Raw genomic sequence first — 12,955 nt, forward strand, 5'->3', positions numbered from 1 at the left:
ATATTATGCTGCGCTGCGGAATAGACACCCTGTCGGCCATGCCTGTCTGGCATGGCCCACTCACCTGGGGCTGTGGCTCCTGATGTCGTGTCGTATCTGCCATGGCAACGCGGATATTGGTCAGTGTCCCGTCAGCTGGGCTGAATTACCGCGTCACGCGGCGGGGCAGTCATACCGCATGACAAGTGCCAGACGATGCCGTGCGCCATCGAGCGGCACATGGACTCTCCTCTCGTTGCAAGGTATCTCTTCCCCATCCAGGTGGGCTTGCATGGAAATGAGGCTGCGTTGAGTCACATGTCCCGGCTGGAGGTTTTCCAGATTGTCCACCTGAATGGCGTAATGGGAGGAGCCCACTTCTATCATCGCCTCGAAGCCCGGCCAGGCAGCTGGCAGACAGGGGGAGACGACCAGGAAGGCCCCCTCGCGGCGGATGCCCAGAATGCCTTCGAGACCAGCTCGATACATCCAGCCGGCGGCACCCGTGTACCAGGTCCAGCCACCACGCCCGACATGGGGGGCGACGGAATAGACATCGGCGGCGACCACATAGGGCTCGACTCTGTAGCGTGCGGCTTCTTCTGGCGTGCGTGCGTGATTGATCGGGTTGAGTAGGGCGAACAGGTCACAAGCCTTGTCGCCTTCGCCCAACTCTGCAAACGCCAGGATTGCCCACATCGATGCATGGCTGTACTGGCCGCCGTTTTCTCGCAGTCCGGGAGGATAACCGCTGATGTAGCCAGGGTCGCGTGACGGCTTGTCGAAGGGTGGCCAGAACAGCAAGGCCAGCCCGGGGTCGTGGAGGATGAGCTTGCGCTCTAGCGAGCGCATGGCGAGTTCGGCGCGTTGTGGTTCCGCGGCGCCGGATAATACCGCCCAGGACTGGGCAATCGAGTCGATACGGCACTCGTCGCCATCCTGAGCGCCGAGCCAGCTGCCGTCGTCGTAAGTCGCCCGCCGGTACCACTGGCCATCCCAGGCTTCGCGCTCGAGTGCCTCGCGCAGCGAGGCCGCATGAGCTCGCCAACGACTGGCTCGCGCTTCTTCATGATCGCGTTGTTCGGCGAACGGCACGAACAGGGCAAGGGTTCGCGCCAGCAGCCAGCCTAGCCACACGCTTTCGCCTTTGCCGGCTTCGCCGACCCGGTTCATGCCATCGTTCCAGTCGCCTCCTCCGATCAGCGGCAGGCCACGCTCGCCGGTGAGCGCCAGGGATTGGTCGAGACCGCGGGCGCAGTGTTCGTATAGCGAGGCGGACTCGCAAGCAATCATCGGCTGGAAAAAGGCGTCGTGCTCGTCGGGCCCCAGCAATGCACCCTCGAGAAAGCCTACCGACTCATCCAGCACGGCGGTGTCACCCGAAGTGGCGACATAGGTGGCACTGGCATAGGCCAGCCAGACCCGGTCGTCGGATATGCGAGTCCGCACGCCCTGGCCGGAATGGGGGAGCCACCAGTGCTGCACGTCACCTTCGACGAATTGTCGTGAAGCGGCACGCAGCAGGTGACGTCGTGTCGTCTCGGGACTGGCGAAGGTCAGGGCCATGCCATCCTGCAACTGATCTCGGAACCCGTAAGCGCCGCTGGCCTGGTAGAAGGCGGAACGTGCCATGATGCGACAGGCAAGGGTCTGGTATAGCAGCCAACCATTGAGCATGATATCCATGGCCCGATCGGGCGTGGAAACCTGCACTGCGCCGAGTTGCGCCTGCCAGTGTGCCGTGACCGCCGTGAACTCGGTGTCGATATCGGCCCCGCGATAGCGGGCGATCAGCTCTCTGGCTTCGGCGTCTGATCGGCACTGGCCAAGGAGCGCGACGACCTCTAGCGTCTCGCCGACAGCCAGCTCGACGGTACACTGCAGAGCCGCGCAGGGATCCCGGCCGGCGCCGCTGGCTCCCGATAGTGGGGCTCGGGTGCCCAGGCAAGCGGGCGATGCATGGCTGCCGCCGTGACCGAGAAATTCGACACGATCCGCTGTCCAGGCCGTTTGCAGGCCGCTCAGGTCAACGAAGGCAACTCGCCCGGGAAACGCAATGCTCCATGGATTGTGTACCAGCATCGCACCACAGGTTTCATCCATTCTGGAAATGAGGAAAGGGCCCTCGGTGCCGCGTGCCGTGCCCAGCACCCATTCCACGTAAGCGGTGACTGACAGTCGACGGGGTCGCCCCGATCGATTTTCGAGAGTCAGCCGGGAGATCCTGACAGGGTCATGGAGAGGCACGAAGTGCAATAGCTCAAGGCCAATGCCATGCGCTTCGTGTTCGAACCGGCTATAGCCGAATCCATGTCGGGCCAGGTATCGGCCTTCATCGCGAACAGGGAGTGCAGTTGCCGTCCACACTTCCATGGTTTCCTCATCGCGAATATAGATCGCTTCACCGCTGGGGTCTCCCACCGGGTCGTTCGACCATGGCGTCAACTGATTTTCACGACTGTTTTCGGCCCACAGGTAACCCGTTCCTTCCGCCGAGACCTGGAAACCGAAGCCGGAGTTGGCAATGACATTGATCCAGGGGGCCGGCGTGGAGCGTCCGGCTTCGAGAATCGTCACGTATTCCCGGCCCTGCTTGTCGAAGCCCCCCAGCCCGTTGAAGAACTCGAGATCCGGTACCGCCTTGGAGCCAGGTTCGTCTGCTGTCGTCTTGTGTGGCTTCGTGCTCCATTGTTCTTTCTTCGTCAATGTGTGATGAAGAGACGGTGGGATCAGAGCGAGTTGATCGGCGATCGGCCCACGGTTTGCCATCAGCGCCACCCTGGCAACGGACTGCAGCAAGGTGCGCGCCTCAAGGCTCATCAGGTCGGCGCGTAGTGGGATGACCGAGCCTTGGGCATGGCCCTCATGATAGCGAGGCCGCGACTGGCTACTGAATACCGCGGTCTCGATCGCCTGCTGCAGGTCCTGTACATAGGATGAGGCACGCTCATTGACGATCACCAGGTCAACGCCGAGGCGCTTCATGCGCCAGTACTCATGCGCGCGCAGTAGCTGACGTACCTGGGCCAGGTCATCGGTGGAATCGATGCGCAGGAGTACGATCGGCAGATCGCCGGAAACCGCATGCGGCCACAGGCCGGATTGAGGGCCCGCGCCGCGCTCGATGGCGTCGGGTGGCGCCCTGAACCGTGGATCGGCATAGAGGATGGGCGCGGCCAGACGCTGGAAGTCCGCTGCTTCCTCGGGCTTGATCGACAAGTGGCGAAGCTGCACCTGGGCCTGTGTCCAGGCCAGCGTCCTGGCCCGCTCGTATGCGCTGCGGTCGTGGTGCTGGTCGATCAGGTCCACAAGGGTCTCGCGTGACGATGCCACCAGGGTCCAGAAGGCAATGCGAACGACCTTGCCGGGTGCTACCTTGACGCGCTGCCTCAGTGAAAAGATCGGATCGAGTACCGTGCCGACCGTGTTCGACAACGCCTTGCCACCGACGAGAGCCGCTGCACTTGCAACCGTCCGTCCGCGGCCGATGAATCGGGCCCGGTCGGTCTCGTATTGCACGTCGCCCATGGCCTCGCCTTCCACCACGGCGAAATGGGCGGCCCAGACTTGCGCCTCGCCTGGTTCCCTCAAGCGGCGGGTGGCGATCAGCGCATTGAAAGGCTCGAGATATTCAGTCACCACGAACATCTTCGCGAATGCCGGATGGGCATTGTCGGTAGCCGGCGTGGTCAGCACCAGCTCCGAGTAGGAGGTGATATCGATATCCCGCGTCCGGCGCCCTCTGTTGGTCAACGAGACCCGCCGCACTTCGCTGTCGTCTTCGCCCGAGACAAGAACATCCAGGTGGGAGGTGAGATCGCCGTTGTAGTGACAGAATTGTGCGTAATCCTCGGCAAAAATCACATAGTGACCGTCATCCTGATGAGTGGTCTCTCGGCCTGGCATGTGGCCGCTGGCCGACCAGACGCCATCGTTTTCCCTATCGCGAAGAAGAATGAAGCTCCCCCAGTGATCCCGTGTCGCATCCTCCTGCCAGCGGCTGATGGCGATATGACGCCAACGACTGTATCCGCCTCCCGACGCCGTCAGCATCACCGAGTAGCGCCCGTTCGATAGCAGGTGTGTCACCGGAGCGCCTTTGGCGGCCGTCGAGACGCGTCGAATGGTCTGCGCCTCGCTGTCGCTTTCGCTCGGTGCCGATCTCACTTCCTCGGCGCGGGGATGAGCGACCGCCGCATCGCGTGGCATGCGTTCCTGCAGCAGCAGTTCGCTGGCCTTGATGATCGGCTCACGATGGAAACGGTCGCGCATGAGGCCGTGATGCAGAGTGTTGGCGATTGACACGATGGTCATGCCTTGGTGATGCGCCATGAAACTCCGCACGATGGCGACATCTGCCCCCGCGGGTAGCCGAGAGCGGGTGAAGTCGAGCGCCTCGTAGAACCCATAGCGCCCAACCGCACCCAAGTCAGCGAGGCGGGTGAAGTTACGACACGCCCCCTCGGGGTCGACCATCGTCGCCAGGCCGGTTGCGTAAGGGGCAATCACCAGATCCGCAGAAAGGCCGCGTTTCAGCCCCAGCCCGGGCACGCCGAAGTTGGAATATTGATAGGTGAACTCCATGTCGCGGGCATTGTAGGCGGATTCGGAGAGACCCCAGGGAACACCCAGCGATGTCGCATACGCCTCTTGGCGCTTGACCACCAGGCGGTTGCTCTGCTCGAGCAGACTGCCCGCAGGAGCACGCATCACCAGTGACGGCATCAGGTATTCGAACATGGAGCCGGACCAGGAAATCAGCGCCGAGCCGTGGTCCAATGGCGTGGCCGCACGTCCGAGCCTGAACCAGTGGCGTGTTGGTACGTCGCCCTTGGCGATGGCCAACAGGCTGGCCAGTCGCGCCTCGGAAGCGAGCAGGTCATAGCAACTGGTGTCGAGAGTGTTCTCGTCCAGCGAATAGCCGATCGACAGCAACTGACGCTCGGGGTCGAGCAGGAAGGCGAAATCCATCGACAATGCCATGCTTCGCGCTGTGTCGGCGAGTTGCCTGAATCGCGCCTGGAGCCGGGCGCGCTGCCTTGCCTTGCCGGTCTGTTTTTGGTCACGGGAATGGTCGGCTACCGACTTGCGCAAGGCCCCGATCCAAAACAATAGTTCCTCGACCGGCGTGCCTGGATCGGCCTGCAGGGTATCGTGGGCCATGCGGGTCGCTTCGTCGGTGAGCCGTTTCAGTGTCGGTAACCACGCGTCGAACCGCGGATCGCCTTTCAATTGGGCCTCGATCCTGTCAAGGCGTGCCGCGAGCAACGCTGCACTCTCGCCATGAACGGAGGGAAGCGTCTCGAGCGTATCGCGTGCTAGCTGCAGGTTATCCGTCATGCCGGAGCGAGGGTCAGGCAACTGCTCGGTCTCCAGCCACGTTTCACAGGCATTGGCAACGACGATCAGGTGTCCCGCGAGGTTTCCGCTATCGACGGAAGAGATGTACCTCGGGTCCAGCGGACGCAGGTCCTGGGTGGCGTACCAGTTGAAGAAATGTCCCCGGTGACGCGGTAGCGTCTGCATGGTGCCCAGCGTGGCCTCAAGGCGGCCGACGGCAGTCAGGGCTCCTATCCAGCCAAAATCGCGGGCGGCCAGGGTGGACAGAAGATACAACCCCATGTTGGTAGGGGAGGTGCGCTGGGCGACAGCTGGCTGGGGCTCTTCCTGAAAATTGTCCGGTGGCAGCATGTTGTCGGCGGGAGTGACAAAGGTTTCGAAGTACCGCCAGGTGCGTCGCGCGATCAGCCGTAACTCACGCGCTTCAGGCGGCGACGGGACATTCTGCGGCGCGATGTTTTGTGGGCGGCTGCTCCAGGCGGCGACACCCGGTGCGAGCAACCAGAGCAGTGCGAAGGGGAACGCCAGGAGGCGTGCTTCAGGTGCAAGGGCCATCGTGCCTAGTGCGATTGCCAGCCCCAGTGCCGTGCCCGGCGCCATGCCCCGATAAAAACCAGTCAGCGTCAGCCGGGGGCTTCCCGTGGCCTGGGCGGCTGTCGTCCACTCGAGCAGATGACGGCGCGTCACCAGAAGCCGAACCAGTGTCCTGATGATGGCATCCAGCATGCGCCAGGCCTGGTCGGGCAGGAAGGTGGCCAACAGTAGAGTCTGGATGGCCGCAAGCCTCAGTTCGATGAGCAACGCACCGGCATGCTGACGTAGGGACACCCCCGCTCGAGGCGGCCTCAGGAATGTCATCAGGGAGAGGATCATGGGGGCGGCGATGACCGTGAGCACGAATAGCGTACCTGCCATGGCGGCAGGTAACGGCAGCAGCCAACTCACGGCGAGGATGGCCAGCAGTAAAGGCGCCAGCAGCGAGCGGCGCAGATTGTCCATCATTTTCAAGCGCCCGGTCATGGGCATCTCTGGCCCGATGATCCAGGGCAGCAACTGCCAGTCGCCTCGCGTCCAGCGATGTTGGCGCTTGGCTGCGACGTCATAGCGGGAAGGGAAATCCTCGATGACTTCGATATCCGAGGCCAGGCCCGCACGTGCAAAAACCCCTTCGAAAAGGTCATGGCTGAGAACGCTGTTCTCTGGGACCCTAGCGCTCAGCGAAGCCTCGAACGCATCGATATCGTAGATGCCCTTGCCTGCGAAGGAGCCCTCGCCGAGTAGATCCTGATAGAGATCCGATACAGCCGCTGCATAGGGGTCGATACCGCCCGGTGCGGAAAATAGCCGCTGATAGAGTGAACCTTCACGGCCAAGCGGTAACGAGGGTGTCAGGCGTGGCTGGAGAATGGCATAACCGTCGACGACCCTCTGCCGGCTTTCATCGAAGCGTGGTTGATTCAGCGGGTGCGCCATCTTGCCGATCAGCCGGCTGGTCGCCCCCCTGGGCAGTCGTGTGTCGGCATCAAGCGTGATGACATAACGCACATCGCTTGGCAGGGCAGGCGCGTCCAGGAAAGAGGTATCGCTGGCCCCTCTGAGTAAACGGTTGAGCTCATGCAGCTTGCCACGCTTGCGTTCCCACCCCATCCAGCAGTTTTCGCCGCTGTTGAAGACCCGGCGCCGATGCAACAGAAAGAAACGCCCACCGGTGTCGCTCGAGATCGAGCCATAGCGGCGATTGAGCTGGCTGATTGCCTCACTGGCTGCAGCCAGTATGGGTGCGTCACCGGGTAGGTCGGCGCGGTCGGAGTCAACCCCATCGGTCAATAAGACGTAAACGAGATCGCCACCACCGCTGGACAAGTGGTGGACTTCCAGACGTTCGATTTGCTCACGCAGCTCGGCTTCGCTGGTGAGCAGTGTCGGTACGGCAATCAGGGTGCGTAGTGTGGGGGGGACACCCGCCGAGAGGTCGATACCCGGCAAGGGCTGCGCACCGATGCTGCGAATAATGATGCGATTGACCAGCAAGGTGGCCACCTCGGTTGCTGGCAACAGCCCCAGGAACCCCAGCAGCGCCAGCCCACCCACGGATAATTCGCCGGAGGAAAGCGACCATAACGACCAGGACGCCAGAGACAGTACGCCCGCGGTGGCTATTGCGATCATTCCAATATAACCGCCCATGCCGTAATGCAGGAAGACCCGGCGCAGCCGATCACTCGGTGAAGGACGATAACCAATGACTTGCTCCAGCGCACGCCGCCCTGCCGCGATGAGAAAATAGCCGGGGTCGCCCACGCGTGCGGCTTCGACGGGATCGTCGGCGCTAGCCACCGCTGTGCGTGAAGCGGTAAGCGCCTGCTCGACCACCTCGAGCTCCTCGTGCGCGGAGCCCCTCGCCAATCGTTCGACGGCGCTGCGGTAAAGATTGCGGGTAGGGAAATCCATGTCGTCAAAGGCGCTGGCCTGTCGCAGCCGAGCATCCACCAGGCTGACGCTTTCAAAAAGTTCTGCCCAATCGATACTCGATATGTACCGCATGCTAGTGATGATGTTGCGTACGGTGACGTTGGCGGCACCCTGGCGCTGCTGTGCATGCTGAACCACCTCATCGATGGAGTCACCCTGCGAACTGAGCTGCCTTTCCAGCCAACCCACCATCGGGTTGGCTCGTGGATCGAGACCTCGCAAGCGCTTGGCCAACTGGGCGGCAAAAGGCTCCGACAGGGGCGTGAGGCTGCTGACGGGGTGGGGCCCCAGTGGGATGTGCTTGCCCTCCGGGGTGAGCCATCGGGTCGCCACGGCATCGGCATCGTTACGTGCCGATTGTTCGTTGATGATCTGATCCGCAAGTCGGCGCAGGTTTTCAACGAGGACGATACGAAGGGTGATCGCCACCGCCCATAGCTCGCCGATGGTCAGTGGTTGAACGCGTTGGTAGGCGGTAATGAAGCTGCGCAGGATATCTGGGTCGAAATGGCTGTCGGTATGAGCGACGAACGCCCAGGCCAGCTCGAAGACACGGGGGTAACCGGCAAAAGGACCATCGGCCAGCTTCGGTAACTGTCGATAGTAGCCAGGAGGAAGATCGTTGCGGATCTCGCGGATTTGCGCCTCGACGAGATGGTAGTTGTCGAGTAGCCAAGCCGCAGCCGGCACGACATCGCGGCCGTCGGCCAGCTCCGCGGCACTCGCCCGATAGGCAGCCAACAGGACATCGGCGTTGTCATCGAGCCGTCGCCGCAATGGCATCATCCTGGGCGGGGTTCTCGCGATGCGTTGTGCCGATGCCAGGCTGCCGGCATGCTGCTCTAGCCGTTCCAGGCTGAACAGTTCCTCCCGCACGGGCGCCGTGGAATCCCAGGGTGGCGACGATGAACGATAACGGCGCACATAACGGAGCAGTCGATTCACAAGCGCTATCCTGGTCGATGCGCTACACCCGCTGGGGCTAGCGATGTTTCGTACCCCCGCATAGTGAGCCAAGCTGGAAGTGTCGCTCGGTTCGCTACCGCACAATACGGGCCATTGTCGAGGTTTCCGAGGAGAATACGAGGATCCAAGCGCACCAGCTCACCGACGTCACAGGCACTGCCTGGCACAAACCGGTCGCTCTCGGCACGCTCAAACACCCTTGTGTTCTGCCTACGGTAACCGGGGTCATTCCCTGACAAGTGACCCGGGGGACGATGCACTCACGCACACCGTGCCCAACCAGTTCATCTCGTCTTGTATTGAAGTGTAGTTAATCAGGCCTGACTTGGCGTCATCGTACCGTAGGCAACCAGCCGCTTTATGGGCTACCGCCCTTGACGCTCACCACCGACACATAGGGAAGGCAACATGGACGCGACCTACCGCACTGGGCCGATCATTACCTCACTGCTGGATACCGACTGGTACAAGCTGACCATGATGCAGGGGGTGCATCACCAGTATCCCAACGCCAGCGTGACCTGGGAATTCCGCTGTCGCAATGCCGAGAACCTGGCGCCCTACATCGCCGAGGTCCGTGCGCAGATCGACCAGTTGGCTGCGCTTCGGCTGACGCGGGAGGAGTCGGCTTATCTCAGCAGCTTCCCCTACATGTCACCCGACTTCATTCGCTTTCTGGAGCTCTATCGCTTCAGGCCGGAGTACGTGGAGGTGGGCATGCAGGGTGACGAGCTGTGCATCGTCATCGACGGGCCCTGGTCGCACAGCATCCTGTTCGAGATCGTGATCCTGGCGATCATCAGCGAAGTGCGCAATCATGTCCTCTACCCCGATGTCGAGATCGACCAGGCCGTGGCGCAGTTGCGTCGCAAGCTCACGGCGCTGAGCGACGCCTATACACCCGAGCAACTGGCGGGGCTCAACCTGGCCGACTTCGGCACCCGCCGTCGCCTCTCCCAACGGGTGCAGGAGGCGATCGTCGAGGTCATGATCGAGGAGTTTCCTGGCAACTTCGTCGGTACGAGCAACGTCGACATTGCACGTCACCACGATATCAGTCCGATGGGGACCATGGCACATGAATGGATCATGGCGCACCAGCAGCTTGGCAGCCGCCTGGTGGACAGCCAGCGTGCCGCGCTGGAGGCCTGGGTGCAGGAGTACCGAGGCTGCCTGGGGATCGCGCTGACCGACACGGTCACCCTGGATGCCTTCCTGCACGACCTCGATCTCTATTTCGCCAAGCTCTTCGACGGGTTGCGCCATGATAGCGGCGACCCGCTGTGGTTCGCCGAAAAGTGCATCCGTCACTATGAATCCCTGGGCATCGACCCGATGTCCAAGACGCTGATCTTCAGCGACGGGCTGACCTTCGATTCGGCCATGCGAATCAAGACGGCACTGGAAGGGCGGATCAGGACCAGCTTCGGTATCGGTACCAGCCTGACCTGCGACGTGCCGGGCGTGAAGCCAATGAACATCGTGATCAAGATGGTGTCATGCAACGGGCAACCGGTCGCCAAGATCTCCGATTCTCCAGGCAAGACCATGTGCCGGGATGAGCGATACATCAGCTATCTCAAGAGCGTCTTCGGCGTGAAGGGCTAGTCCACCGTCAGGTTCGCGCTGTCACTTCCCGGATGAAACGCACGACAGGCGCCACGAAGGACATCGAGATGGGCATTCGCATCCTCTGCCGATGGCTTCTATAACTGTGATCAGGAATGGAAGCTGAATGATTGGATAGAGGGAGTCGTTATGGAAGCCATCTGGACGCTAGGCAGCAAGGATGCTGCGCAGTACTCGCCCCTGCGGCAGGACACCGAAGCCGATGTGGTGGTGATCGGGGCCGGTATTACCGGGTTGATGACGGCACTGCGACTGGCCGAGGCCGGACAGCGTGTCATCGTGCTAGAAGCGCTGACGGTTGGCGCGGGGGGAACCGGGGGAGCTACCGGCAACCTGTACAGCACGCTGGCCTCGGGCCACGCTCCCTTGCAAAGGAAGTGGGGCGAGGAAGTGGCAGGCGATGTGGCCAAGGCACGCAGCGAGGCGATCGATCATATTGAGGCACTTATCGGGCGTTTTGCCATCGATTGCGACTTTCATCGGCAACCGGCCTACCGGGTCATGGCAGACAACGATGACAAGACGAGCCTCGACCTGAATGACGAATATGATGCCCTGGTCGGTGCCGGGCTTGACGTGCGGATAGCGGATGATCCCGGCTTGCCGTTCGAGACCCAGGGACTCAAGATCCACGGCCAGGCCCAATTCAACCCGTTGCAATTCACCCAGGGGCTGGGCAGGGCGGCCTGCGAGCGGGGTGTCGTGATCCACGAGCATAGTCCCGTACGCGAGGTGAATGCCAAGGAGAGCGTCGTGCTGACCGATACGGCACGAGTCTCGGCCCCGCATATCGTACACGCGACCCACACTCCGAAAGGCATCAACCTGCTGCAGGGGGGCATGTTGGTCTTCCGGGAGTACGCCGTCAGCGCCAGACTGAAGAGTGGTCGCTACCCGGAAGGCATCATCTGGGTGCTGGACCCCTTTCACTCCCTGCGCAGCTACCGCCATGCCGGTGAACGGCATCTAATGGTGATCGGGGAGAAGCACAAGACCGGCGAGCACAGGGGGGACTATTACCAACTGCTGCGCGACTACCTGAATGCCCACTTCGATGTAGAGGCATTCACCTTCCAATGGTCCGCCCAGCAGTACAGCTCACCCGACGGCCTGCCATATATCGGCAGGATGCATGGGCATGACAACCTGTACATGGCGACCGGCTTCGCTGCCGATGGTCTGGTATGGGGAACGCTGGCCGGTATGCTGATCGCCGACCAGATAATGGGCCGGGCCAACCCCTGGCAGGCCCGCTTTGACTCCCGGCGCCTCACCCTCGGTAAATCGGCGGCGCAGTATGCCAAGGAGAACGCCACGGTCACCAAGCACATGGTCAAGGATTATCTGGGCACCGAAAAGCTCAAGGAATTCGACGAGGTGCGTGCGGGCCAGGCCAGGGTCGCGAGCGTCGATGGCGAGAAGCTGGCGATACACCGTACCGCAGCCGGTGAGCTCAAGGTCCTGTCGGCGGTGTGCCCCCATATGAAGTGCATCGTGCACTGGAACGCCGCCGAGTCGACATGGGACTGCCCCTGTCACGGCAGCCGCTTCGACCATGGCGGTGGCGTCATCGAAGGGCCCGCCTATCAGCCGCTGGAGCGACGTGACCGTCCGGACTAGTGGGGGCCTCGGGCCCATCCTGGCGGAAAGCATGCCGAGAGTATGGGGAGCGCCTGATGCGGGTTGGCGCCAGCGCCCTGACTCCGTGGTCATCGGGACGGCACGACAGCCGGTGCTTTCAAGCGCAATGTACATGCAGTCCTTGGTGTAGCGAAGCGGGGTGGTTAAGCTGTGCCTTGATAAGAAGCCACCGCAGGGGAAGTTCCACCATGACCGTGATGATTCTCGGGCTATTGATATTTCTTGGTATCCACTCCGTCCGCATCTTTGCCGAAGACTGGCGCACCGCACAGATCCAGCACATGGGCGGGATGCGCTGGAAAGCGATCTTTTCAGTGGTATCGATCATTGGTCTGGCCATCGCCATCTGGGGCTACGGCCAGACGCGTCTCGACCCCACCTGGGTGTGGTTTCCGCCGGTTGGCCTGCGCCACGCCGTTGCGTTGCTGATGATTCCGGCTTTCATCCTGCTGGTAGCGGCCTATGTGCCCGGTAACCATATCAAGGCCAAGCTGGGTCATCCCATGGTGCTGGCGGTGAAGGTATGGGCCTTGGCGCACCTGTTGGCCAATGGTCGCTTGGGGGACATCGTCTTCTTCGGCGCCTTCCTGGCCTGGGCCGTGCTGGACTTTCGCTCCGCCCGCCGTCGTCAGCCGGTTCCGCCGACGACACCCCGCGTGACGGGTACGGCCATTACCGTGGTCGGCGGCTTGATCGCCTACTATCTCTTCGCTTTCCACCTGCATGTCTGGATCACCGGTGTGCCGGTGATGTGAGCCTCCGCCGCTTCTGCATCGCAACCGCGCCGGCTTTTGCCGGCGTGTCTCGTTGTCGGGATGGTTCATCTTTGCGTGTTCTCTGCGATCTTGATATACGTCAAGGTGAATTCCAGGGCGTTGTGCCACAGCTACTAGGGTGCCATTTTTTGGGTCTGGACTGTCCACAGAGG

General features: G+C 62.0%; 4 protein-coding genes. 3 read left to right on the forward strand and 1 reads right to left on the reverse strand.

Going from position 1 to position 12,955, the window contains the following annotated elements; all coding sequences use genetic code 11:
• Positions 1 to 153 precede the first annotated feature (153 nt).
• Positions 154 to 8,736: a glycoside hydrolase family 94 protein gene (locus C1H69_RS00910; RefSeq protein WP_102651543.1), complete on the reverse strand. Its 8,583-nt coding sequence runs from the start codon at positions 8,734 to 8,736 to the stop codon at positions 154 to 156.
• Positions 8,737 to 9,165: 429 nt separating this feature from the next.
• Between C1H69_RS00910 and pncB the strand changes: the two genes are divergently transcribed.
• The 3 genes from pncB (at position 9,166) to C1H69_RS00925 (ending at position 12,782) form a co-directional block, all read left to right on the forward strand.
• Positions 9,166 to 10,365 (forward strand): nicotinate phosphoribosyltransferase, encoded by a 1,200-nt coding sequence (pncB, locus tag C1H69_RS00915; RefSeq protein WP_102651544.1) that lies wholly within the window; start codon positions 9,166 to 9,168, stop codon positions 10,363 to 10,365.
• Between the two features lie 150 nt (positions 10,366 to 10,515).
• Entirely contained in the window at positions 10,516 to 12,006 is a 1,491-nt protein-coding gene (locus C1H69_RS00920; protein ID WP_102651545.1) for an FAD-dependent oxidoreductase, read from the forward strand.
• 209 nt (positions 12,007 to 12,215) lie between these two features.
• Positions 12,216 to 12,782 carry an NnrU family protein gene (locus tag C1H69_RS00925; RefSeq protein ID WP_102651546.1) on the forward strand — a complete coding sequence of 189 codons (567 nt, stop codon included), beginning with the start codon at positions 12,216 to 12,218 and terminating at the stop codon, positions 12,780 to 12,782.
• Positions 12,783 to 12,955: the final 173 nt, after the last annotated feature.

It is taken from the genome of Billgrantia endophytica, from assembly GCF_002879615.1.
Taxonomy (GTDB): Bacteria; Pseudomonadota; Gammaproteobacteria; order Pseudomonadales; family Halomonadaceae; genus Halomonas; species Halomonas endophytica.

Excerpts from the sequence above, each read along its gene's own strand:
- pncB (WP_102651544.1), top strand. The coding sequence starts at position 9,166 with ATGGACGCGACCTACCGCACTGGGCCGATCATTACCTCACTGCTGGAT.
- C1H69_RS00920 (WP_102651545.1), top strand. The coding sequence starts at position 10,516 with ATGGAAGCCATCTGGACGCTAGGCAGCAAGGATGCTGCGCAGTACTCG.
- C1H69_RS00925 (WP_102651546.1), top strand. The coding sequence starts at position 12,216 with ATGACCGTGATGATTCTCGGGCTATTGATATTTCTTGGTATCCACTCC.